23 protein-coding genes and 1 tRNA gene are annotated in these 22,646 nt (G+C 53.3%); 22 read left to right on the top strand and 2 right to left on the bottom strand.

Features of this window, described 5'->3' with window-relative positions; all coding sequences use genetic code 11:
- Position 1: 1 nt before the first annotated feature.
- The 13 genes from MT962_RS19365 (at position 2) to MT962_RS19305 (ending at position 14,220) form a co-directional block, all read left to right on the top strand.
- Complete coding sequence (locus MT962_RS19365) at positions 2 to 1,075, top strand: polymorphic toxin type 44 domain-containing protein (protein ID WP_247366246.1); 1,074 nt, start codon at positions 2 to 4, stop codon at positions 1,073 to 1,075.
- Between the two features lie 5 nt (positions 1,076 to 1,080).
- Positions 1,081 to 1,545 (top strand): hypothetical protein, encoded by a 465-nt coding sequence (locus MT962_RS19360; protein ID WP_024558524.1) that lies wholly within the window; start codon positions 1,081 to 1,083, stop codon positions 1,543 to 1,545.
- A 29-nt stretch (positions 1,546 to 1,574) separates the two neighbouring features.
- Positions 1,575 to 1,925, top strand: a complete 351-nt coding sequence (locus MT962_RS19355) for a polymorphic toxin type 44 domain-containing protein (protein ID WP_024558523.1) — start codon at positions 1,575 to 1,577, stop codon at positions 1,923 to 1,925.
- A gap of 216 nt (positions 1,926 to 2,141) precedes the next feature.
- Positions 2,142 to 2,456 carry a hypothetical protein gene (locus tag MT962_RS19350; protein ID WP_247366244.1) on the top strand — a complete coding sequence of 105 codons (315 nt, stop codon included), beginning with the start codon at positions 2,142 to 2,144 and terminating at the stop codon, positions 2,454 to 2,456.
- 471 nt (positions 2,457 to 2,927) lie between these two features.
- Positions 2,928 to 4,682, top strand: a complete 1,755-nt coding sequence (gene tssF, locus MT962_RS19345; RefSeq protein ID WP_024558522.1) for a type VI secretion system baseplate subunit TssF — start codon at positions 2,928 to 2,930, stop codon at positions 4,680 to 4,682.
- Positions 4,646 to 5,731 (top strand): type VI secretion system baseplate subunit TssG, encoded by a 1,086-nt coding sequence (gene tssG, locus MT962_RS19340; protein WP_247366243.1) that lies wholly within the window; start codon positions 4,646 to 4,648, stop codon positions 5,729 to 5,731. The genes tssF and tssG overlap by 37 nt, the downstream gene beginning before the upstream one ends.
- Positions 5,709 to 6,254, top strand: a complete 546-nt coding sequence (tssJ, locus tag MT962_RS19335; RefSeq protein WP_247366242.1) for a type VI secretion system lipoprotein TssJ — start codon at positions 5,709 to 5,711, stop codon at positions 6,252 to 6,254. Before tssG ends, tssJ begins: the two co-directional genes overlap by 23 nt.
- Positions 6,254 to 6,736 (top strand): type VI secretion system baseplate subunit TssE, encoded by a 483-nt coding sequence (gene tssE / locus MT962_RS19330; RefSeq protein ID WP_247366255.1) that lies wholly within the window; start codon positions 6,254 to 6,256, stop codon positions 6,734 to 6,736. Before tssJ ends, tssE begins: the two co-directional genes overlap by 1 nt.
- Before the next feature lie 147 nt (positions 6,737 to 6,883).
- Positions 6,884 to 7,207 carry a hypothetical protein gene (locus MT962_RS19325; protein WP_247366241.1) on the top strand — a complete coding sequence of 108 codons (324 nt, stop codon included), beginning with the start codon at positions 6,884 to 6,886 and terminating at the stop codon, positions 7,205 to 7,207.
- A 163-nt stretch (positions 7,208 to 7,370) separates the two neighbouring features.
- Positions 7,371 to 9,812, top strand: a complete 2,442-nt coding sequence (locus MT962_RS19320; protein ID WP_247366240.1) for a DEAD/DEAH box helicase family protein — start codon at positions 7,371 to 7,373, stop codon at positions 9,810 to 9,812.
- Positions 9,813 to 9,885: 73 nt separating this feature from the next.
- Entirely contained in the window at positions 9,886 to 11,358 is a 1,473-nt protein-coding gene (locus MT962_RS19315; protein WP_247366239.1) for an N-6 DNA methylase, read from the top strand.
- On the top strand, positions 11,358 to 13,109 hold the full coding sequence (locus tag MT962_RS19310) for a restriction endonuclease subunit S (protein WP_247366238.1): 1,752 nt from the start codon (positions 11,358 to 11,360) through the stop codon (positions 13,107 to 13,109). Before MT962_RS19315 ends, MT962_RS19310 begins: the two co-directional genes overlap by 1 nt.
- A gap of 10 nt (positions 13,110 to 13,119) precedes the next feature.
- Complete coding sequence (locus MT962_RS19305) at positions 13,120 to 14,220, top strand: nuclease (protein ID WP_247366237.1); 1,101 nt, start codon at positions 13,120 to 13,122, stop codon at positions 14,218 to 14,220.
- A 215-nt stretch (positions 14,221 to 14,435) separates the two neighbouring features.
- Here the strand turns inward: MT962_RS19305 and MT962_RS19300 are convergent.
- Positions 14,436 to 14,510 (bottom strand) — tRNA-Arg (locus MT962_RS19300).
- A 77-nt stretch (positions 14,511 to 14,587) separates the two neighbouring features.
- Positions 14,588 to 15,541, bottom strand: a complete 954-nt coding sequence (locus tag MT962_RS19295; protein ID WP_247366236.1) for a formate/nitrite transporter family protein — start codon at positions 15,539 to 15,541, stop codon at positions 14,588 to 14,590.
- A gap of 207 nt (positions 15,542 to 15,748) precedes the next feature.
- Here MT962_RS19295 and ccmA point away from each other — a divergent pair, with 207 nt between their 5' ends.
- From ccmA to ccmI, 9 genes are read left to right on the top strand one after another with little or no spacing between them, the layout of a single operon-like run.
- Positions 15,749 to 16,369, top strand: coding sequence for a cytochrome c biogenesis heme-transporting ATPase CcmA (gene ccmA / locus MT962_RS19290; RefSeq protein ID WP_247366235.1), 621 nt, complete (start codon positions 15,749 to 15,751; stop codon positions 16,367 to 16,369).
- Positions 16,366 to 17,025 carry a heme exporter protein CcmB gene (gene ccmB, locus MT962_RS19285; protein WP_247366234.1) on the top strand — a complete coding sequence of 220 codons (660 nt, stop codon included), beginning with the start codon at positions 16,366 to 16,368 and terminating at the stop codon, positions 17,023 to 17,025. Before ccmA ends, ccmB begins: the two co-directional genes overlap by 4 nt.
- 43 nt (positions 17,026 to 17,068) lie before the next feature.
- Positions 17,069 to 17,809, top strand: coding sequence for a heme ABC transporter permease (locus MT962_RS19280; protein ID WP_024558515.1), 741 nt, complete (start codon positions 17,069 to 17,071; stop codon positions 17,807 to 17,809).
- Positions 17,806 to 18,021, top strand: coding sequence for a heme exporter protein CcmD (gene ccmD, locus MT962_RS19275; RefSeq protein ID WP_024558514.1), 216 nt, complete (start codon positions 17,806 to 17,808; stop codon positions 18,019 to 18,021). Before MT962_RS19280 ends, ccmD begins: the two co-directional genes overlap by 4 nt.
- Entirely contained in the window at positions 18,022 to 18,501 is a 480-nt protein-coding gene (gene ccmE / locus MT962_RS19270) for a cytochrome c maturation protein CcmE (protein WP_024558513.1), read from the top strand.
- Positions 18,498 to 20,450, top strand: a complete 1,953-nt coding sequence (locus tag MT962_RS19265) for a heme lyase CcmF/NrfE family subunit (RefSeq protein ID WP_247366233.1) — start codon at positions 18,498 to 18,500, stop codon at positions 20,448 to 20,450. The genes ccmE and MT962_RS19265 overlap by 4 nt, the downstream gene beginning before the upstream one ends.
- Positions 20,447 to 21,004 (top strand): thiol:disulfide interchange protein DsbE, encoded by a 558-nt coding sequence (dsbE, locus tag MT962_RS19260; protein ID WP_024558511.1) that lies wholly within the window; start codon positions 20,447 to 20,449, stop codon positions 21,002 to 21,004. Before MT962_RS19265 ends, dsbE begins: the two co-directional genes overlap by 4 nt.
- Positions 21,001 to 21,459 (top strand): cytochrome c-type biogenesis protein, encoded by a 459-nt coding sequence (locus tag MT962_RS19255; RefSeq protein ID WP_247366232.1) that lies wholly within the window; start codon positions 21,001 to 21,003, stop codon positions 21,457 to 21,459. The genes dsbE and MT962_RS19255 overlap by 4 nt, the downstream gene beginning before the upstream one ends.
- Positions 21,456 to 22,646 carry a c-type cytochrome biogenesis protein CcmI gene (gene ccmI, locus MT962_RS19250; RefSeq protein ID WP_247366231.1) on the top strand — a complete coding sequence of 397 codons (1,191 nt, stop codon included), beginning with the start codon at positions 21,456 to 21,458 and terminating at the stop codon, positions 22,644 to 22,646. The genes MT962_RS19255 and ccmI overlap by 4 nt, the downstream gene beginning before the upstream one ends.

Here is a 22,646-nt window from a genome sequence, read left to right as displayed (position 1 = left end):
TATGGGAGCTGAAGGCTTTTACCTGGTGCAGGGCGACAAGACAACCTGCGGCGGGAAAATCACCACGGGCGCAGAGGATCACACGTTGTTTGATAAACCTGTAGCCCGGGAGCAGGACAGCGTCACCTGCGGTAAACATGCCGGGCTTTACAGGATAGCCGGCGGCATTGATAACGACACCATCCATGGCAGGCGAATGGCTGGCACGCTCGACAGCTACAGTAGCTGCCCCTGCAAGGCGAAGTTTATTCCGTCGATGATGGATGATACGTACGAGAAGAGCGGAGACAGTGCAAATTCCGCAGGAGGAACAACGACAGCGGCAGCCACAGCCACTTCATCAGCAACTACTCCGACAGTAACGACTACCGGGCAGTCGTCAGATCTTAAAAGTAAGCTGCATTGTCAGCATACTGACGGCGCTATAAAGGTTGCTGACTATATACTCAATGAAATCAAAACCAATGTCAGAGGTCGGTTTGCAAATGTTATAAGAGGTTATATCGATGATGAAACTATAAAGAACGCAAAAAAAGAATGGGATAACCTACCGTTTTACGCGAAATTAGCTCCTCGTCCTGAGCCTCATCTATCTGAAGCTATAATTGTTTGGCATCAAACAGTGAAAACAGGTTCAGTGTGGGATCATAAGCCAAAAATTCGTGATATGTTTGGTTCAGTAGCTGTTGCTCGTCCACTCCCACCGCCAAGTAGAACTCCGTCTAAATCGTATTATCATAAATTTAAGCAATATGATTATTTTTATGATGTATGGTCAAATATTCATTATGGTTATGTTGGCTTAAGTGTCGGTTTTAGCGAATGGGAACTGTTAAAAGGTTCATCCTTAGAGCAACATATGACTCCAGGTGCCGAGGGTGATGATACATTAGATGATATAACCAGCATGAAAATCGGCTTTTCGTTGTACCACAGATTTGGGAAAATGGCTGACGCCTTAACAGCCCAGGACATTCTGGACGCACTCGATAACACGCCACAAACATCAATGCCAGTGTCCAAACAGAAACACTGGTGTTGGAATGAAGATAATCCTGATGAAATTGGGAAATAAACATTATGAAAAAAATCTTGATTTTGATGTTTATTTCTTTATTAATTTTTCTCGGTGTGGTTCGTATTATTCCTCTCAAGCCCGTTGTTATTATACAGAATGACACAAATGAAAATTTATATTTGCAAGCTGATGAGAGCTTGTTTGGTATAGAACCAGCGCCAGAAGAAGTTGATAAAATAATGAAAGCCCGCCCTGATATTATTGTTCCTGGAGGAGAGCTGAAGTTAACTACATCTTTCTTTTCTGTAATTTCAGAGGGGTATGAGCTTAATGTCGGCTGGCTAATTGGGGGGCGCTATGCATATAACTCCACTGGCGGTGGTGGTCAGAATTTTCTACTTTCTTCAAAAACAGGCGTGTGTTCGGCACAGTTAACAATAAAACCTGGGCACAATAACTTCGAGATTATTAATGAAGTGGGTGGGGTATGCCTAAAAAAACTTTCCCCTATCAAAGAGAAATATTAAAGCTACCAGAAGCTTCGTTAATATGTTAAATGAAAATGAACAGAATAAGGAAAAAATTTAAATCAGTTGCGGTAACTCGGCCTTTGGAATCAAAACGAATGTCAGAAAGCTACTATCATAAATATAAAGAGTATGATTTTTACCTTGATGTCTGGTCAAATATCCATTACGGATATGTGGGGCTAAGTGTCGGGTTTTCTGAAGATCTATTATTAAAAGGCTCTACTTGGGAACAAAATATGACCCCGGGTGCTATGGGTGATGATACTCTGGATGATGTTACAAGCATGAAGATTGGTTTTGAGTTATACCACCGTTTTGGTAAGTATGCTGAAAAACTTGCTTCTCAGCATATTCTTGATGCGCTTGTAAATACATGAACGAAAGGTTTTTCAGAGTCCAGAACTGACCATTGGTGCTGGAATGGGAAGAATCCTGAGCGGATTAATATGCCTGCGGAGTTTCAATGATAAAAAATACTGTTGTCATTCTCCTTGTATTGTGTTTTTTTTGTTATATTTGCTAATTACCTTAAGCCTTCTGTAAGTATATATAATAATTCTGGTGATGTTGTTTACCTATACAAAGGCACAGGCGTGAAAAATGTTGAACCTGATATTGAACAGGCTGAGAATTCGATGAGGCCTGTTTTGATAAATAATGATGGACATGAGGAAATCATTCTATCTTGGCAGGTTCTTAATTTAAATAATGGTCAATTATACCTTGGGTGGAATACTAAAAACCAGAAGGGTTCAGCTGCTATTGTTAGCGGTGGTACGATTTTTGATATTACTTCAGATGTTGGTTACTGTTCATATAATGTGTACATTGGACATGAAAGTGAAACGATTGAACCATTGAAGGGTGTTATGTGCTTTAAAAAATTAAATGTATCACCAGAAAAATAAATTGAATTAGCCTAAAAAAGTAACAGGGGAAAAGGGGTGAGTTACATTTGGAATCCTCCGTTCAAAAAGCATAGCGTTGGAATGCAGATGACCTGGAGAAGAGTGAGGACTTATTCTGGAAAATAAAACACCTCTGATTTCCATTGCATTCTTTTAAGACGATTGGTGCTAGTTGTTCACTTCGTTTCGGCATAACTTATTGTTACCATTAAAAACAACGTCAATAAACCTCTGTTCGTATATGCAAGTGAGGGTATCTATGTCGTCGACTCTGAGTCTATCAAGGTTGAGCGAATTGCAAGGGCAAAACCTGAAGTGATAGCATTATGAGAGAAAAACAAATTCACCACTTTAATTGTATCTCTGATTAAAAGAAGTTCAGCAATCGATATCAGCTAGCTGTTAGTTTTAATATAAATTAACTGGAGTTGGAATCCCCAGTATTTAATTAATGATAAGAATATAACTTATATGGACGACTTAACCCTGCGTTATTATGACGCTGAAATGCGCTACCTGCTGGAAGCCGGTGAAGAGTTTGCCCGTGCTCACCCCGAGCAGGCGGCAATGCTCAATCTCGATAAAGCGGGCGCGCGCGACCCGTACGTGGAACGCCTGTTCGAGGGCTTTGCCTTCCTGATGGGCCGGCTGCGTGAAAAGCTCGATGACGACCTGCCTGAACTGACCGAAGGGCTGGTTAGCCTTCTGTGGCCGCATTACCTGCGCACCATTCCGTCAATGTCGGTGGTGGAGTTCACGCCTGAATGGCGCGAAATGAAAGAGCCGATGCGTATTGTGAAAGGCTTTGAGGTGAACTCGCGGCCGATCGGTGAGAAGGGCACTCGCTGTCGGTACACTACAACCAAAGAGATTACCCTTCAGCCGTTGTCGCTGGAACACGCCCGCCTGTCGACTGACCCTGACGGGCGTTCGGTCATCAACCTGCGCTTCAACTGCAGCCATCTTGCCGACTGGAGCCGTGTCGATCTCAGCCAGCTCCCGTTCTACTTCAACGCAGACGCACCGCTGGCCTGCGCCATGCATGAAGCTTTTACCATGAACACTGCGCGCCTCTGGTTGCGGATGCCGGGTGACATGGACAGGAGACCGCTCGACGGGTATTTCACCGCGCTGGGTTTTGGCGACGACGACGACCTGTGGCCGAAAGGCAGCAGCAGCTTTAGCGGTTATCAGCTGCTGCTGGAGTACTTCACCTTCCGTGAGAAATTCATGTTCACGGGGTTATGTGGACTGGATACCGTGGCCTTTCCGGCCGAGCTCCCCTGGTTTGAAATCAACGTGGTGCTGGCGGAGCGCTGGGAGCATGACTTCAGCTTTACTGAAAAACATCTGCGCCTGAACTGTGTGCCGGTGATTAACCTGTTCCCGCTGGAATCTGACCCGCTGACACTCAACTCCCTGCAGACTGAATATATGCTGCGCCCGATGCGCGTGCAGGATGGACATACCGAGATATACGCAGTGGATTCGGTGATGTCGTCGAGCCAGCATACCTACGTGCCGTTCTCGAGCTTCCGCCACAAGGGTGGGATGATGCGCCATGAAGCCCCGGAGTATTACTACCATACCCGCGTGCGCCGCGGTCCGTCCGGGCTGCATAACACCTGGCTTATCCTCGGTGGCGAGGCCTTTGATAACCACACGGTGCCGGAGGATGAAAGCCTGTCACTGACGCTCACTGGTACCAACGGACAGCTACCTCGCCGTGCGCTGCAGAGCACCGTGCTCGATACGGTGATGAAAACCACCTCGGCAAGTATTGCCGTCCGTAACCTGTGTGCGCCGACGCTGCCCTGTTATCCCCCGGCGCAGGACCGTTTCCACTGGCGTGTGCTGAGTCATCTTGGCAGCGGTTTTCTGTCGATGATGGACAACGCAGACGTGCTGCGCGGTACCCTGGCGCTGTACGAATGGACCGACAGCGAGATGAACCGCCGTCGCCTGGAAGCCATCATTGACGTTAAGCACAGCGAAACCGAGCGTTTCGAGCAGGGCTACCTGGTGCGCGGCGTGCAGATTGAAGTGACGCTGGACAGCCATGGTTTTGCCGGTCGCGGTGACATCTGCCTGTTTGGCGAGATGCTGAGCCGCTTCTTCGCGCTGTATACCGATATCTATCTGTTTAACCGCCTGATTATTATCCTGCAACCAACCGGAGAGCGCCTGGAATGGGAAGAGAAGCACAACCGCCGTATTCCCGGCTGACCCCGCGCCTGGAGGCTGACCTTAACCGGATAAACTTTTACCGTTTCTGCCAGCTACTGGAGAAACTAAATCCGGACCGGCCGTTGATGGGCTCAACCAGCCATCCCGCAGATGACCCGGTGCGGTTCGCGCCACATCCGGGGATGGGCTTCCCGGCCAGCGAACTGAAGTCTGTCGAATATGACGAGGATGATGACAGCAGGCCACCGCTCATCCGTACGACCTTTATGGGGATGTACGGTGTCGATTCCCCCTTACCAACTGCGTACCTCAATGACATCACCCAGCGTCGCGAAGGGTACGAGGCATTGCAGGGCTTTCTGGATATCTTCAGCCACCGCATCCTGACGCAGTTTTACCGCATCTGGCGTAAATACTCTTACCCGGCGACGTTCGAGCCTGGCGGCACCGACAGCATTTCACAGTCACTGCTTGGCCTGGTGGGGCTGGGCATTCCGGGCACCGCAGAGCACATCGCCACTCCGGTATCACGCTTTCTGTCGCTGCTTGGCATACTGCAGCAGCCGGGCAAAACCCAGGAGGGCATGCAGGCGCTGGTGACCCTGCTGGCCCCGGATACCACCGTACAGGTGAGTCCGTACTGTTTGCGTCCGGTGGAAGTCAGTCAGCCTCTGGGTTTTTATGGCGATGATGATTTTCTCCTGGATGGTAACACGCCGCTCGGTGACGAGGCGATGGATGCCAACAGCCAGTTGCTGGTAGCGTTGTCCACCGATAATGAACAGGAAGCGCAGGGCTGGAAACCGGATGGCCTGCTGTATCAGGATTTTCTGGTGATGCTGAGGGTGTATCTGGGCTGGCGCTTTAAGGCAAAAATCACCCTTACTACCGCTACCCGTCTGTTGGCTCCGCCGCCGCTCGGCGAAGGCCCATTCTGGCTGGGGATGAATGGCGTTCTGGGCGCGGAAGACGAAGACCTCCCGGACGATATCCCGCAGACCTTTACGACGGAACTGGGCTTTTACACCGGCCTGCAGCCCGCGACACCACAACAAGGAAACCGATGTGTTACGTACAAGTTTAACTAAATCTGCCGGCTTACTGTTACCGCTGCTGGCCTTCAGCCTGACGGGCTGCGGGGCGACCCAGGGCATCACCGATGGCGCAAAATCGACGTTTAACAGTCTGTTCTATAAAAAGATTAAGGTGCTGCACCTGGATTTCACCGCCCGTGAAGCGCTGAATACGGATTCCCGCGAAAGTAACTCGCTGTCTGAGCCAGTGGTGGTTCGTGTCTGGCAGTTGAAAGACCGCAAAACCTTCGATAAAACGGTCTACCAGCAGCTCCTCAAGGATGGCGACACCGTACTGAAAGCCGACCTGCTCGCGATCCGGGATGTTGTGATGAAACCTGGCGGTGATGCAAATCTTGATATGCCAATGGAAGAAGACGCGCAGTTTGTCGCTGTGGCAGGGCTATTCCGTCACCCGGATATGGTCAACAACACCTGGAAGCTGGTGATAGGGCGCGAAGACCTTGACCCGGATAAGCCGCGCATTCTGGAAGCCGGTAACAATCATCTGATTCTGCAACCTCTTAAGGATGAATGATGCCCCAGGGACACAACACACCCTCACTGTATGAAATGCTGACCGGCAACTTCATCGGCGGCCTCGATCTTTATCAGGTCAGTGAAGAAAATCAGGTCATCCTCTCGGTGCTCGACAACATGCAACGGATCCTCAACTGCCGTGCTGGCACGCTTAAACATCTGCCGGACTATGGCCTGCCTGACATGACTAAAATCCTCCAGGGTATGCCGGGTACGGCACATGAACTGATGGGCATATTGTCTGCCGTACTGCTCAAATATGAACCCCGTCTGAAAAAGGTAGCCGTTGTCCTGCTTGAACAAGCCGTCCCCGGTGAGCTTCGCTATGCCATTGACGCTGAACTCAAAGGGGTTGGTCTGGTGCGCTACGGCACAGAGTTTATGCCGGAGGGGCGGGTATTGTTACGGCATCTGAAACAACAGCATTATCTCGACGCGACAACCCGCCTCCGTCCCGTTCAGCAGAAAGCGTCAGGTTGATATTGCCGATCGACTGTTTGAAGAAGGTCAACGAACGCTTATAGGGCGAGACTATATGCTGGCCACTAAAACAGAAGCCGCATTCAAGCTCTTACAATATGCTGGAGAAGAATTCAGCGTTCCTGGCTACATTCGGGAGGATCTGGTATGGCTGAGGAGTTGATTTTCGCCTTTGCTGGCTCAGGTAAAACGACACTACTGGTAGACAAACTCACGATAAACAGCCGTACACTAATCCTGATGAATACCGTCAATAACGAGACACATCTGCGCTCCAGAATCATAAGTTTGTTTGCTTTTATGCATGAAGAGATCCGGGTAATGACGTGGTTTGGATTTCTTCAAGGTTTCTGTTTTCGCTCCATTCTTCAGAAACATTTCACTTCTCATGGCCTGGGTTTTCTCCAACCGACAGTAAGGATGCTACGAATTAATCCACTAAATTATCAGTACCATAGCGGCAGCATATAAAACCGGCGGCTTGCACAGTTATTAATAACCAGAGATATGGTGCCAGATATAGGCAATCGTCTTGAACTTACCAATAGCTACTCAAAACCTCGTTTCAGGTCATTACGTCGGCTATTAATCTGTGTAAAATCAGAGCTAACCCAATATCATGGAGTGCTCTGCTATGGCTGGCGTGAACAAAACGCACCTGACTGAAACGGATATCATTAGCAAATTTATCCTTCCTGCGGTTAAGGAAGCTGGCTGGGATGATCTGGCTCAGATTCGTCAGGAAGTGAAACTGCGTGATGGCAAGATTGTGGTCCGTGGCAAACTGGCCTCACGTATAAAGGTAAAATCTGCCGATATCGTTCTGTACCACAAGCCGAACTTGCCGTTAGCGGTTATCGAAGCCAAAGCCAATAAGCACGCCATTAACAAAGGGATGCAACAGGGTCTGGATTACGCCAGTCTGCTTGATGTGCCCTTTGTGTTTGCCTCCAATGGTGACGGATTTATTTTTCACGATAAGACTAATCCACAGAAGCTTGAATCGGAAATTGCCCTCAGCGACTTCCCAACACCAGAACAGCTCTGGCAAAAATATTGCGCCTGGAAAGGGTTCACTCAGGAACAGCTGCCTGTTATCAGTCAGGATTACTACGATGACGGTAGCGGCAAATCCCCTCGTTATTACCAGATGCAGGCAATCAACCGAACGGTAGATGCCGTATCGGCTGGAAAGAACCGCATCCTGCTGGTCATGGCGACCGGTACGGGGAAGACCTATACCGCGTTCCAGATAATCTGGCGACTGTGGAAAGCGAAAAACAAAAAACGCATTCTGTTCCTTGCGGACCGTAACATTCTGGTCGATCAGACTAAACGTAACGATTTTCAGCCATTCGGTAACGCCATGACTAAAGTTACCGGACGCAATATCGATCCGGCTTACGAGGTCCACTTGGCGCTGTATCAGGCCATTACCGGACCGGAAGAACACCAAAAAGCCTACAAGCAGGTGGCCCCGGATTTCTTCGATCTCATTGTAATTGATGAATGCCACCGTGGCAGCGCGTCTGAAGATTCTGCCTGGCGAGAGATTCTGGAGTATTTCGGTAGCGCCACACAAATTGGCCTGACGGCGACACCAAAAGAAACCGAAGAAGTCTCTAATATCGATTACTTCGGTGAACCGGTTTATACCTACTCTCTAAAAGAAGGCATTGAAGACGGCTTTCTCGCGCCTTATAAAGTGGTCCGCGTCGATATTGATATCGATATGCAGGGCTGGCGACCAATCAAAGGCCAGCTGGATAAATACGGTAAAGAGATTGAAGACCGTATCTACAACCTGAAAGATTTTGACCGCACGCTGGTGATTGATGAGCGCACCATGCTGGTGGCGCAAACCATCACCGATTATCTGAAACGCACTAACCCGATGGATAAAACCATCGTCTTTTGTAACGACATCGATCACGCCGATCGTATGCGTCACGCGTTGGTCGTCCTCAATGCAGAAGAGGTGTTGAAGAACGATAAGTATGTGATGAAAATCACCGGCGATGACGACATCGGCAAGGCGCAGCTGGATAACTTTATCAACCCTAAAAAAGCCTATCCCGTCATCGCCACAACGTCAGAACTGATGACCACCGGCGTCGATGCCCAGACCTGTAAGCTGGTGGTGCTGGATCAAAACATCCAGTCGATGACCAAATTTAAACAGATAATTGGTCGCGGCACGCGCATCAACGAAAAGCACGGCAAGCTGTGGTTCACCATTCTCGACTTCAAAAAAGCGACAGAGCTGTTTGCCGATCCACGCTTTGATGGTCTGCCAGAAAAAGTGCTGGTGGTGAAACCCGGCGACATTTCTGACAAAGATTCCGATTTCAACGACCAGCTGGATGCAGAAGAGCATGTTGATGAGGCCAGCCACACTGCCAGCGAAGCGCGGGAAGACGAAGCCGAATATCGTGTGGATCGCAACAAAAAATCAGGCAACGGCGAATTTCATGACGATGATGAAGACAAAGTTCGTAAATTCTATGTGAATGGCGTGGCGGTGAAAGTGCTGGCAAAGCGTGTTCAGTATTACGATGCTGACGGCAAACTGGTTACCGAGTCCTTCCAGGATTACACTCGCAAAACGATGCTCAAAGACAGTGAATACGCCTCACTGGATAGCTTCGTGCGCAAGTGGCAGGAAGCGCCGCGCAAGCAAATCATCATTGAAGAGCTGGAACAACTGGGCATTCTCTGGGATGTGCTGGCCGAAGAGGTTGGCAAAGATCTCGACCCGTTTGATTTGCTCTGTCATGTGGTGTACGGTCAGCCGCCGTTAACGCGTCAGGAACGCGCCGCCAACGTGCGTAAGCGCGATTACTTCACTAAATATGCTGAACCAGCACAGCAGGTGCTTAACACGTTGTTGGATAAATACGCTGATGGCGGTGTTCAGGAAATCGAAGACGTTCAGGTACTCAAACTGAAACCGTTTGATAAGCTTGGCCGCATGCCAGAAATCATCAAAACGCGCTTTGGTGGCAAAGAGGCCTATGAACAGGCTGTACAAGAGCTGGAGAGCGAGATTTATCAACTACCGCCGCGCTCAGCCTGATAACCTATAAATACATTGCCACTGGCCGCGTCTGCGTCCGGTGGCATCTTTTTTTTAAGTATGGAAAGAAAACATGTCGATTAGCTCAGTCATTAAATCCCTTCAGGACATTATGCGTAAAGACGCCGGTGTGGACGGCGATGCCCAGCGTCTGGGGCAGCTTTCATGGCTGCTGTTTTTGAAGATTTTTGATACCCAGGAAGAAGAGCTGGAACTGGAGCAGGATGACTACCAGTTCCCGATCCCGCAACGCTACTTATGGCGTAGCTGGGCGGCGAACAGCGAAGGCATCACCGGTGATGCGTTGCTGGAATTTGTGAATGACGATCTGTTCCCGACGCTTAAAAACCTCACCGCGCCGATCGATAAGAACCCGCGTGGTTATGTCGTCAAGCAGGCGTTCAGCGATGCCTACAACTACATGAAGAACGGTACGTTACTGCGCCAGGTGATCAACAAGCTCAATGAAATCGACTTCAGCAGCAGCCAGGAACGTCATCTGTTTGGTGATATCTACGAACAGATCCTGCGCGACCTGCAAAGTGCCGGGAATGCGGGTGAGTTCTACACTCCGCGCGCCGTAACGCGTTTTATGGTCAACCGCATTGATCCGAAACTCGGCGAGTCGATTATGGACCCGGCGTGCGGCACCGGCGGCTTCCTCGCCTGCGCGTTCGACCATGTGAAAGAGCATTACGTCAACACCACCGAAGACCATAAAACGCTGCAAAAGCAGATCCATGGCGTCGAGAAAAAACAGCTTCCGCACCTGCTGTGTACCACAAATATGCTGCTGCACGGCATTGAGGTACCGGTGCAAATCCGTCATGACAACACGCTCAACAAGCCTCTCTCTTCCTGGGATGAGCAAATTGATGTGATTGTTACCAACCCACCGTTTGGCGGCACTGAAGAAGACGGCATTGAGAAGAACTTCCCGGCAGAGATGCAGACCCGTGAAACCGCTGACCTGTTCCTGCAACTGATTATCGAAGTGCTGGCCGATAAAGGCCGTGCCGCGGTGGTGTTGCCAGACGGCACGCTGTTTGGTGAAGGCGTGAAAACCAAAATCAAAAAGCTGCTCACCGAAGAGTGCAATCTGCACACCATCGTGCGGTTACCGAACGGTGTGTTTAACCCGTACACCGGTATCAAAACCAACATTCTGTTCTTCACCAAAGGTCAGCCAACAAAGGATGTGTGGTTCTATGAGCATCCATACCCGGACGGCGTGAAGAACTACAGCAAAACCAAGCCGATGAAGTTTGAAGAGTTCCAGGCGGAAATCGACTGGTGGGGCAGTGAAGCTGACGGTTTTACCAGCCGCGAAGAGAACAATCAGGCGTGGAAAGTCAGCATCGACGACATCATCGCCCGTAACTTCAACCTTGATATCAAGAACCCGTATCAGGGTGAAACCATCAGCCACGATCCGGATGAACTGCTGACGCAGCACCAGAAACAGCAGGCGGAAATCAGCGAGCTGCGTAACCAGCTACGCGATATTCTCGGTGCCGCCCTGGCGGGTAACAAGGAGGCGAACTGATGACCGTTGAGAAGCTGATCACCGACCATATCGATATCTGGTCCTCTGCGCTGCAAACCCGCTCCATGGCCGGGCGCGGCAGTAACGGCAAAATCGACCTCTATGGTATTAAGAAACTGCGCGAGCTGATTCTGGAACTAGCGGTACGCGGCAAACTCGTGCCGCAGGACCCGAATGATGAGCCAGCGTCAGAGCTGTTAAAGCGTATTGCTGATGAGAAAGCGGAACTGGTCAAGCAGGGGAAAATTAAAAAGCAAAAGCCGTTGCCGGAAATTAGTGAGGATGAAAAACCCTTTGAGCTGCCGGAGGGGTGGGAGTGGGTGAGGTTTGGAGACATCTCTGAAATAGAAAGAGGTGGGTCACCTAGACCTATTAAAGATTATATAACTACTGATGAAGGCGGCCTTAATTGGATAAAGATTGGCGATACCGATATTGGAGGTAAATATATTTCTTCTGCCGATGAGAAAATCAAGCCATCCGGTCTTCACAAAACACGCATGGTATACCCTGGAGATTTTCTTCTTACAAATTCAATGAGCTTTGGACGTCCTTATATAACTCTTATCGAAGGTTGCATACATGATGGTTGGTTAAGAATCTCCCCTCCATCATTATTAGATAAAGATTTTCTTTACCAATTGCTGTCTTCACCATTTATTATAAAAGCTTTTAAAGAGAAAGCGTCTGGCGCAGTTGTATTGAACCTTAATGCAGATAAAGTGCGTGAAACATTCATTCTTATTCCACCATTTGCTGAGCAGCAGCGAATTGTCTGCAAAGTCAACGAACTCATGTCCCTCTGCGACCAACTGGAGCAGCAATCTCTGACCAGTCTGGATGCCCATCAGAAACTGGTGGAAACCCTGCTGGCAACGCTGACCGAGAGCCAACATGCCGAAGAACTCGCCGAAAACTGGGCGCGAATCAGCCAGCATTTCGACACACTGTTTACCACCGAATCGAGCATCGATGCGCTTAAGCAAACCATTCTGCAACTGGCGGTTATGGGTAAACTGGTGCCGCAAGATCCTAACGACGAACCGGCTTCCGAATTGCTTAAACGTATTGAGGAGGAAAAAGCGCAACTGGTGAAAGAAGGAAAAATCAAAAAACAAAAGCCGTTGCCGCCAGTGAGTGATGAGGAAAAGCCGTTTGAGTTGCCGCAGGGGTGGGAGTGGTGTCGGCTGCCTGATCTTGGTGAATTATCTAGAGGTAAATCTAAGCACCGACCTAGAAATGACCCTGCATTATACGTAGATGGTAAATATCCTTTAGTGCAAACAGGAGATGTTTCACGTTCGAATGGGATTATTAAGACCTTTACGGCGTTGTATAATGAATTGGGCGTTAAGCAAAGCCGATTATGGCCGAAAGGGACTTTATGTATCACTATCGCTGCAAACATTGCAGACTCGGGGATATTAGAGTTTGACGCTTGTTTTCCTGATAGTGTTGTGGGCTACTCCCCATTTATTTCAGAGATCCCTGTTGAATATTTCGATTTTTTTATGAGAACAATTAAGTCGTCATTAGAAAAATATGCCCCCTCAACAGCTCAAAAAAATATTAATTTAGATATTCTTAGCCAAGTACTTGTGCCATGCCCGCCACTTAATGAGTTCGAACGAGTTGTTAGAAAAGTGGAAGCATTATTTTCTCTTTTGGATCTACTCAAATCCCGCCTCCAATCCGCCCAACAAACCCAGCTCCACCTGGCGGATGCGCTCACTGACGCAGCATTAAACTAAGGAACAGACGATGCCGGTTCATCATGCTATCTGGCGGGTGGGGGAGAACCCTCAGCCGCTAACTATCAGCAAACTCGCCAGCGAGCAACTGCTGGAGAAGATGATTTTAAACGATCCCACTATCCTCTCTGATCAGTGGATGATCATCGGCCATCAGGAAAATACGCTCGATAAAGGGCGTATCGATCTGCTGGCGATTGCGCCGGATGCGTCGCTGATCCTGATTGAACTAAAACGCGACCGCACGCCCCGTGAGGTGGTCGCGCAGGCGTTGGATTATGCCTCGTGGGTGGATGACTTAACCGCCGATCGTCTGTCGCAGATATACGAGAAATTTTCCGGTGGCGGCAATCTGGGTGATGCCTTTAAACAGCGTTTCAACACTGCGCTTGAAGAAGAGTCGCTCAATCAGTCGCATCAAATCATTATCGTGGCGGCGGAGCTGGACCCGTCTACCGAGCGCATCGTGGATTATCTCAGTAAAAATGGTATCTCGATTAACGTGATGTTCTTCAAAGTGTTCCAGCACGGCGATGAGCAGTTCCTGAGCCGCGCCTGGCTTATTGACCCTGGCGAGACGCAAACCAACGCCGCGCAGGCCACTGCCACAAGCGCCAGTGCGAAGGAACCCTGGAACGGTGAGTTCTATGTCTCGTTTGGCGACCCGCTCAGCCGTGTCTGGGAAGAAGCGCGTCGCTACGGGTTTATTAGCGCGGGCGGCGGAAGCTGGTACAGCCAGACGCTTAAACAGCTCCAGCCCGGCGACCGCGTCTGGGTAAAAATCCCGGCGAAGGGGTATGTGGGCGTCGGTATTGTGCAGAGCGCCGTTGAGCCTGCTCGCAGTTTTACAATCAGCACAGAAGATGGCGAAAAACTGGCGATGGATGCGCTTAAATACGGCAGCCTGTACCGCCGGAATGCAGATGATCCTGACAAGTCAGAGTATTTCGTCCCGGTAAAATGGCTTGAGACCCGTAGTGAACAGGATGCGGTAAATGAGGTGGGCTTCTTTGGTAACCAGAATACCGTCTGCAAACCGACTACACCGAAATGGCGCCACACCGTTGAAAAACTGAAGCGGTATTTCGCGAGGTGGGACGTAACGGCCTGAGACCGAGCGATAAATAGTGCGCTTTGGGTGCGAAATAGTCGCTGAGAAAAGAAGTTAGGCGTGCGGGCAGAATTCCTGAATTGTGCCCGCATTTTTTATGAATTTTCGAGCAAAACAGATTGTTCAGATTAAAAGTGCAGTAGCAAGAAGAGCGCAGAAAGCCAGGCGGGAAAGGGTATAGGGCTTGAAAAATGAAAAGCGGGAAAATCACAAAATGGCGTCCCCTGCAGGAATCGAACCTGCAACTAGCCCTTAGGAGGGGCTCGTTATATCCATTTAACTAAGGGGACAAGGCGGCGTTAGTATACCGATTTTTACCCTCGCGTTAAGGGCCACGCCGCCTGTTTGTTCACTCTGTCGCCAATGCTCAACGCGCCGCGCGTCGCGCCTCTTGCTCTTTTTTCGCGATAACCCGCTCGCTTTTCGCCTGCGCGTTGGCCTTCTCTTTTTTCTGCGTCGCCATGTCGTTGCGAATTTGCGCATGGCTTAACAGCGCAAAAATAAATGTCCCGCCGCAAATGTTGCCGGCAAGGGTCGGCAGGGCGAAAGGCCAGAAAAAGTCGCTCCAGTGAATGGTGCCGTTAAACACAAGGTAGAGAATTTCCACCGTACCCACGACGATGTGCGTTGTGTTGCCCAGTGCGATAAGCCAGGTCATCAGGATGATCACCAGAATTTTCGCCGCGCCCGCCGCCGGGAACATCCAGACCATGGTGGCGATGATCCAGCCGGAAATAATCGCGTTGGCGAACATCTCGCCTGGCGTGTTCTGCATCACTTCCATGCCGATAGAGACGAACGCATCACGCGTCGCTTCGTCGAAAATCGGCATAAACTCAAACGCCAGCGCCGCAAGGCCGGTGCCGATAAGGTTGCCGAACAGCACCACCCCCCACAGGCGAAACAGCAGCTTGAAGTTCGTACTGGTGGGTTTGTGCATCACCGGCAGCACTGCCGTGACGGTGTTCTCCGTAAACAGCTGCTGGCGCGCCATGATGACGATAATAAAGCCGAAGGTGTAACCCAGGCTCTCCAGCAGAAAGCCGCCGGGAATGCCTTCCAGATGCACATGGAAAATCCCTTTCGCCAGCAAAGAGGCGCCCATTGAAAGCCCTGCTGCCACGGCGGACCAGAGCAGCGCCATCGCGTCGCGCTCCAGCTCTTTCTCCCCGTCCTGACGAATATGTTCGTGGATAGCCATCGCTCGCGAAGGCAGCTCTTCCTCATTCACCTCTATCTCTTCGCCGCTCTCTTTCTCTTCGCTTTCCACTTCCAGTTCATCGGTGGATTCGTCGATTTTATCTTCGCCAATTTTGTCCATAAGAGCTCTCCACAGGAAATATCGCTATCACTAAGCGTAGCGCTTTTATGCGTTTTGCCCGCAGATAAGCGAAAATTCGGACGATTATTGATCCTGAAACTAAGATTACTCCTTTTGGAGTAGGCTGCATCGCCGCCCCGGATTTCTGGGCAGCGCCGCAGCTGTGCTATTATGCCGCCTCCCTGTAATAGAAGGAGCCGCGCGCCCATGCTGGAAGCACACCATCTCACCTGCGTTCGTGACGAACGCGTCCTCTTTGAAGCGCTGAGCCTGACCGTTCAGCCCGGTGAGATAGTGCAAATCGCAGGCGCCAACGGGGCGGGGAAAACCTCGCTGTTGCGTATCCTTACCGGCCTCGCTACCCCCGAATCGGGAAACGTCTGCTGGCAGGGCGAACCCATCCGCCGCCAGCGCGACGTTTTTCATCATCAGCTTCTCTGGCTCGGCCACCAGCCCGGCGTGAAGGCGGTGCTCACCGCCGATGAAAACCTGCGTTTTTACCATCCGCGCCTGTCGCAGGATGCGCGCTGGGCGGCGCTTGCTGCGACAGGCCTGGTCGGTTATGAAGATGTGCCGGTAGCGCAGCTCTCCGCCGGTCAACAGCGGCGTGTGGCGCTGGCCCGCCTGTGGCTGAGCGACGCCGTGCTGTGGGTGCTGGACGAACCGTTTACCGCGCTCGACGTCGCCGGCATCGAAACGCTGACGCGCCGCCTGGAGCGCCACGCCTCACGCGGCGGCGCGGTTGTGCTCACCACCCACCAGCCCTTGCGCCCTGTGAACTGTCCACTACGCTGTATTACGCTTAATGCGCCGGAGGCGGCGGCATGATGTGGCAGGTCTTTCAGAGAGAGCTTCGTCTGGCGCTGCGCAAAGGGGCGGAGATAATCAACCCGCTGTGGTTCTTCCTTATCGTCATTACCCTTTTTCCGTTAGGCATCGGCCCGGAGCCGCAGATGCTCTCGCGCGTCGCGCCAGGCGCAGTCTGGGTGGCGGCGCTGCTCGCTTCGCTACTGGCGATGGAGCGGCTGTTCCGCGACGACTGGCAGGATGGCTCGCTGGAGCAGCTTATGCTGCTGCCGTTGCCGCTGCCGGCAATGGTTGTCGCGAAAGTGGCCGCTCACTGGGTGGTCACCGGTCTGCCGCTGATTGTGCTGTCGCCGCTGGCTGCGCTGCTGTTGGGGCTGGATATGCGAAGCGCCACGACGCTCACGCTGACCCTACTGCTGGGCACCCCGACGCTGAGTTTTCTTGGCGCCACGGGCGTCGGATTGACAGTGGGATTGCGGCGCGGCGGCGTGCTGCTGAGCCTGCTGGTGCTGCCGCTTACCGTGCCGCTGCTGATTTTCGCTACCGCGGCGGTGGAAGCGGCGTCAATGCATATGGCGGTGAACGGTTACCTGGCGATTCTGGGCGCGTTTCTGGCGGCCAGCGCCACCTTAAGCCCGTTCGCGACGGCGGCGGCGCTGCGAATCAGTATTCAATAACAACAGCCCGGAGCGGGCATGATAAGTTTTGTGAGCGATAACCATGTGGAAAGCGTTACATCAGTTGGCTAAACCGGAGCGGCTCTACGCGCTCTGCGGCCGTTTTATCCCGTGGCTGGCGTTGCTGAGCGTTGCGCTGCTGGCGGTAGGCTGCGTCTGGGGCTTTGTCTACGCCCCGGCAGATTATCAGCAGGGGCAGAGCTATCGCATTATGTACCTGCACGTACCGGCGGCGATGTGGTCGATGGGCATTTACGCCTCAATGGCGATAGCGGCGTTTATCGGGCTGGTCTGGCAGATGAAAATGTCAGATCTGGTTGCAGCGGCGATGGCGCCAGTCGGCGCGGTTTATACCTTTATCGCGCTGGTGACCGGCTCCGCCTGGGGCAAGCCGATGTGGGGAACCTGGTGGATCTGGGATGCGCGGCTCACCTCCGAACTGGTGCTGCTCTTTTTATATGTTGGGGTTATCGCGCTCTATAACGCTTTTGACGATCGCCGCCTCGCAGGCCGCGCGGCGGGCATCCTGATTCTGGTCGGCGTGGTGAACTTGCCAATTATTCACTACTCGGTGGAGTGGTGGAACACCCTGCACCAGGGCTCTACCAATATGCAGCAGACCATCGACCCCTCTATGCGGATGCCGCTGCGTTGGACCATTTTCGGCTTCCTGGCGCTTTTTGTGACGCTGACGCTGATGCGTCTGCGCAATCTTATTCTTATTCAGGAGCGTCGTCGTCCGTGGGTGGCGGCGCTTGCCAGCCGGAAAGGAGCCGCGCAATGAACTCTGCTTTCAACAGCTGGGGCGATTTTTTCGCCATGGGCGGCTATGCCTTTTACGTCTGGCTGGCGGTCGCTTGTACGCTTATTTCGCTTGCGCTGTTGGTGGGGCATACCCTCTGGCAGCGCCGGGCGCTGCTGGCGCAGGTGCGCCGGCAGCAAGCGCGGGAACGCCGCATTCAGGCGGCGCGGCAGACAAAAGTTAAGGAAGCATAAGTGAACGCTCGTCGTAAAAATCGCCTTTATCTCGCTGTCGCGGTACTGATGGGGTTAGGGCTTACTATCGCGCTGGTGCTCTATGCGCTGCGCTCGAATATCGATCTTTTTTATACTCCTGGCGAAATTCTGTACGGCAAAGGCGAAGCGCAGGAAAAACCGGAGCCGGGGCAGCGTCTGCGCGTCGGCGGCATGGTGATGCCAGGCAGCGTGCAGCGCGACAGCAAAACGCTGGAAGTGCACTTTAAGCTTTACGACGCCCGCGGCGTGATAGACGTAAGCTACACCGGCATCCTGCCGGATCTCTTTCGCGAAGGGCAGGGCGTCGTGGCGCAGGGCGTGCTGGAAGCGGGCAATCAGGTGGCGGCCAAAGAGGTGCTTGCTAAACATGATGAGAACTACACCCCGCCGGAAGTGAAAGCGGCGATGCAGGAGAACCACAAGCGCCCGCCGGAAGCTTATAAGGATAACCACTCATGATGCCGGAGATTGGCAACTACCTGCTCTGCCTTGCGCTCGGCGTTTCGCTGCTGCTGAGCGTCTACCCGCTGTGGGGCGCTGTGCGCCAGGACACGCGCTTGATGGCGCTTGCTCGCCCGCTCGCCTGGCTGCTCTTCTTCACGATCCTCGGCGCGTTCCTTATCCTGGTGCACGCTTTTGTGGTGAACGATTTCACTGTGCAATATGTCGTGAGCAACTCTAACCGCGAGCTGCCGGTCTGGTATCGCGTGGCGGCCACCTGGGGCGCCCATGAAGGGTCGCTGCTGCTCTGGGTGTTGCTGATGAGCGGCTGGACCTTCGCCGTGGCGATTTTCAGCCGCGGCATGCCGCAGGACGCGGTAGCGCGGGTGCTCGCCGTGATGGGGATGATAGCCTTTGGCTTCCTGCTTTTTATCCTCTTTACCTCCAACCCTTTCACCCGCACGCTGCCCGATTTCCCCATCGACGGGCGTGACTTAAACCCGCTGTTGCAGGATATCGGCCTGATTTTCCATCCGCCGCTGCTCTATATGGGGTATGTGGGCTTCTCGGTCGCTTTCGCCTTTGCTATCGCCTCGCTGATGGCCGGGCGGCTGGATACCGCCTGGGCGCGCTGGTCGCGTCCCTGGACGCAGGCGGCGTGGGTCTTTCTCACCATCGGCATCGTGCTTGGCTCCGCCTGGGCTTATTATGAACTGGGCTGGGGCGGCTGGTGGTTCTGGGACCCGGTGGAAAACGCGTCCTTTATGCCCTGGCTTGTGGGCACGGCGCTGATGCATTCGCTGGCGGTAACCGAAAAGCGCGGCAGCTTCCGCGCCTGGACGGTGCTGCTCGCCATTACCGCCTTTTCCCTTTGTCTGCTTGGCACTTTTCTGGTGCGCTCCGGCGTACTGGTTTCGGTACACTCGTTCGCTTCCGACCCGGCGCGCGGCATGTTCATCCTTGCGTTGCTGGTGATTGTGATTGGCGGTTCGCTGCTGCTTTACGCCGTGAAGGGCGGGCAGGTTCGGGCGCGGGTGAGCAACGAACTCTGGTCGCGCGAATCTTTCCTGCTTGGCAACAACGTGCTGCTGGTTGCCGCCATGCTGGTGGTTTTACTCGGCACGCTGCTGCCGCTGGTGCATAAACAGCTGGGGCTTGGCAGCATCTCCATTGGCGAGCCGTTCTTTAACACGCTCTTTAGCGCGCTGATGGCGCCGTTCGCGCTGCTGCTCGGCATCGGGCCGCTGGTGCGCTGGCGTCGGGACGAGCCGCAAAAGCTGGTTAAACGGCTGGCGGTAGCGCTGGCGGTGACCGTGGCGTTTTCCCTGCTGTTGCCGTGGCTGATGCAGGATCGCATTGAGGCCATGACGGTTGTAGGACTGCTGATGGCAGGTTGGGTGCTGGCGCTGGCGCTGATGGAACTGCACGAGCGCGCCACGCATCGCCACGGTTTCTGGCGCGGCCTGGCGACGCTTTCGCGCAGCCACTGGGGAATGGTGCTGGGCCATGTGGGCGTGGCGGTGACGGTGGTCGGCATCGCTTTTAGCCAGAACTACAGCATTGAGCGCGACGTGCGCATGAAGGCGGGCGACAGTATCGACATTCACCAGTACCACTTCGTCTTTCGCGATGTGCATGACGCCACAGGCCCCAACTGGCGGGGCGGCGTGGGCATTATCGATGTTACCCGCAACGGCAAACCTGAAGCCACGCTGCATGCCGAGAAACGCTATTACAACAGCAGCCGGATGATGATGACCGAGGCGGCCATCGACGGCGGCCTGACGCGCGATCTCTACGCCGCCCTTGGCGAAGCGCTGGATGACGGCAGCTGGGCGGTGCGGCTTTATTACAAACCTTTTGTGCGCTGGATCTGGTACGGCGGCGTGTTGATGGCCCTTGGCGGCCTGCTGTGCATGCTCGACCCGCGCTACCGTCTGCGTAAAACCCTGAAGGAGGCGCAATGAAGCGCAAGGTGCTGTTTATCCCGCTTATCCTCTTTCTGCTGCTGGCGGGCGCGCTGCTCTGGCAACTGGTGCGCAACGCGGGCGGCGATGATCCGACCACGCTGGAATCCGCCCTGATTGGCAAACCGGTGCCGGTGTTTCGCCTGGAGTCGCTGAACGAGCCGGGCAAAATTTACGACCAGGCGGTACTGACGCAGGGCAAGCCGCTGCTGCTTAACGTCTGGGCGACCTGGTGCCCTACCTGTCGCGCCGAACACCAGTTTTTAAACGGCCTTGCCGCGCAGGGCGTGCGGGTCGTCGGCATGAACTATAAAGATGACCGCCGCAAGGCGGTGAACTGGCTGAACGAACTGGGCAATCCTTACGCGTTGAGTCTTTACGACGGCGACGGCATGCTGGGGCTGGATCTGGGCGTTTACGGCGCGCCGGAAACGTTCCTTATCGACGGCAACGGCATTATTCGCTACCGCCACGCGGGCGATCTTAACGATCGCGTCTGGCAAAACGAGCTTAAGCCGCTGTGGGAGAAATACAGCAAGGGGGCGGGCGCATGAAACGCGTTTTCGCGCTGTTTGTCGGCCTGCTTTTGAGCCTGAGCGCCTGGGCCGCCATCGACACCTATCAGTTTAAAGACGAAGCGCAGGAGCAGCAGTTTCGCCAGCTTACCGAACAGCTGCGCTGCCCGAAATGCCAGAACAACAGCATTGCCGATTCTAACGCCATGATCGCCGCCGACATGCGCCAGAAGGTCTACGAGCTGATGCAGCAGGGGCAGAGCAAGCAGCAGATTATCGACTATATGGTGGCGCGCTATGGCCATTTTGTGACGTACGAACCGCCGGTCACGCCGGGTACGATTATTCTCTGGCTGCTGCCTGCTTTGTTTGTTCTCGGCGGCGCAGTGATGATTGTTCGCCGCAGCCGTAAAAGAGCCGCGCAGGGCGCGCTCAGTGAAGCAGAACGCCAGCGGCTGGCGAAGCTGCTCGATGAAAAAGGGAACCTGCCATGACGCTACTGATTACTGTCATCGCTGTTTTATTGGCGGCCGTTTCGGCGTTGCTCTTTTTCCCGTGGGCCGGGCGCCCGGCGGTCGATCGCGATACGCTTAACCGCGCCTTTTACCGTTCGCGCCTGCGCGAGCTGGAAGAGGAGAAAATCCCCGGGCGCGAAGAAATGGTGGTGGAGCTGCAACAAAGTTTGCTTGCGGACATTCCCGACCAGCAGCCTGCGAAACACCGCCCCTTCGGCCGTCTGGCGCTGCTGCCAGGCGTCATTCTGCTGGCGGCGGTCAGCATTGGCGCTTTTATCAAAACATCCAGCCTGTCTCACGTGCTGGAATGGCAGCAGGTTACGCAACAGACGCCGGCGCTTATCCAGCGGGTGATGGACCCGGACGCGAAACCGCTGACGATGGAAGAGATGGCGCGCCTGGGGCTTGGGCTGCGCACGCGTCTGCAGGATGACCCGCAAAACGCCGAAGGCTGGATGATGCTTGGGCGCATCGGTATGGTGCTGAACAACGCTTCCACCGCCACGGCGGCCTTTGAGCGCGCCTGGCGACTGGCGCCGGATAACCTTGACGCGAAGCTCGACTATGCTGAAGTGCTTACCCGTTCGTCGGATGCGGAAGATAACCAGCAGGGCGAAAAATTGCTCCGGGAGGTGCTTTCCCAACAGCATACCAATATCCGCGCGCTCGGCCTGCTCGCTTTCAGCGCTTTTGAGCAGCAGCGTTATAAAGAAGCGATTGGCGCCTGGCAAATAATGCTGCGCTTGCTGCCTGCTGACGATGAGCGCCGCGCGGTTATCATGCGCAGCATCGCGCAGGCGAAAGTGGAAAGCGGCATGGACAACGCGAAAGTGGCTGTTAAAATCACGCTGTCGCCGCAGGCGGAAAAAGCCTTACCCGAGAAGGGGATAGTCTTTGTTTCCGTCACTGATGGCGTTTCAGCAGTGCCTGTCGCGGCAAAAAAATTGCCGCTGGGACATTTTCCGCTAACACTTACTCTTGACGATACCAACGCCATGATGCCGGACAGGCTGCTTTCCTCGGTGCGTCAGGGAATTATTAAAGTGCATATTTCGCAGGCGGGCACGCCCGCACCGCAGACGGGGGACTGGACAGGCCAGAGCGCGCTGATTCAGTTCAATGCTTCCACGCCGGTGGAAGTTGAGGTTTCGCAGCCTCAACCCTGA

The organism is Franconibacter sp. IITDAS19 (assembly GCF_023079515.1).
Taxonomy (GTDB): Bacteria; Pseudomonadota; Gammaproteobacteria; order Enterobacterales; family Enterobacteriaceae; genus Franconibacter; species Franconibacter pulveris.
The sequence above is the reverse complement of the archived record's forward strand: the minus strand, read 5'-3'. Positions and strand labels throughout refer to the sequence as shown.

What these genes read in the sequence shown, in the direction of transcription:
- MT962_RS19365 (WP_247366246.1), top strand. Translation starts at nt 2, where the DNA reads ATGGGAGCTGAAGGCTTTTACCTGGTGCAGGGCGACAAGACAACCTGC.
- MT962_RS19360 (WP_024558524.1), top strand. Translation starts at nt 1,081, where the DNA reads ATGAAAAAAATCTTGATTTTGATGTTTATTTCTTTATTAATTTTTCTC.
- MT962_RS19355 (WP_024558523.1), top strand. Translation starts at nt 1,575, where the DNA reads ATGAAAATGAACAGAATAAGGAAAAAATTTAAATCAGTTGCGGTAACT.
- tssF (WP_024558522.1), top strand. Translation starts at nt 2,928, where the DNA reads ATGGACGACTTAACCCTGCGTTATTATGACGCTGAAATGCGCTACCTG.
- tssG (WP_247366243.1), top strand. Translation starts at nt 4,646, where the DNA reads ATGGGAAGAGAAGCACAACCGCCGTATTCCCGGCTGACCCCGCGCCTG.
- tssE (WP_247366255.1), top strand. Translation starts at nt 6,254, where the DNA reads ATGCCCCAGGGACACAACACACCCTCACTGTATGAAATGCTGACCGGC.
- MT962_RS19325 (WP_247366241.1), top strand. Translation starts at nt 6,884, where the DNA reads ATGGCTGAGGAGTTGATTTTCGCCTTTGCTGGCTCAGGTAAAACGACA.
- MT962_RS19320 (WP_247366240.1), top strand. Translation starts at nt 7,371, where the DNA reads ATGGCTGGCGTGAACAAAACGCACCTGACTGAAACGGATATCATTAGC.
- MT962_RS19315 (WP_247366239.1), top strand. Translation starts at nt 9,886, where the DNA reads ATGTCGATTAGCTCAGTCATTAAATCCCTTCAGGACATTATGCGTAAA.
- MT962_RS19310 (WP_247366238.1), top strand. Translation starts at nt 11,358, where the DNA reads ATGACCGTTGAGAAGCTGATCACCGACCATATCGATATCTGGTCCTCT.
- MT962_RS19305 (WP_247366237.1), top strand. Translation starts at nt 13,120, where the DNA reads ATGCCGGTTCATCATGCTATCTGGCGGGTGGGGGAGAACCCTCAGCCG.
- MT962_RS19295 (WP_247366236.1), bottom strand. Translation starts at nt 15,541, where the DNA reads ATGGACAAAATTGGCGAAGATAAAATCGACGAATCCACCGATGAACTG.
- ccmA (WP_247366235.1), top strand. Translation starts at nt 15,749, where the DNA reads ATGCTGGAAGCACACCATCTCACCTGCGTTCGTGACGAACGCGTCCTC.
- ccmB (WP_247366234.1), top strand. Translation starts at nt 16,366, where the DNA reads ATGATGTGGCAGGTCTTTCAGAGAGAGCTTCGTCTGGCGCTGCGCAAA.
- MT962_RS19280 (WP_024558515.1), top strand. Translation starts at nt 17,069, where the DNA reads ATGTGGAAAGCGTTACATCAGTTGGCTAAACCGGAGCGGCTCTACGCG.
- ccmD (WP_024558514.1), top strand. Translation starts at nt 17,806, where the DNA reads ATGAACTCTGCTTTCAACAGCTGGGGCGATTTTTTCGCCATGGGCGGC.
- MT962_RS19265 (WP_247366233.1), top strand. Translation starts at nt 18,498, where the DNA reads ATGATGCCGGAGATTGGCAACTACCTGCTCTGCCTTGCGCTCGGCGTT.
- dsbE (WP_024558511.1), top strand. Translation starts at nt 20,447, where the DNA reads ATGAAGCGCAAGGTGCTGTTTATCCCGCTTATCCTCTTTCTGCTGCTG.
- MT962_RS19255 (WP_247366232.1), top strand. Translation starts at nt 21,001, where the DNA reads ATGAAACGCGTTTTCGCGCTGTTTGTCGGCCTGCTTTTGAGCCTGAGC.
- ccmI (WP_247366231.1), top strand. Translation starts at nt 21,456, where the DNA reads ATGACGCTACTGATTACTGTCATCGCTGTTTTATTGGCGGCCGTTTCG.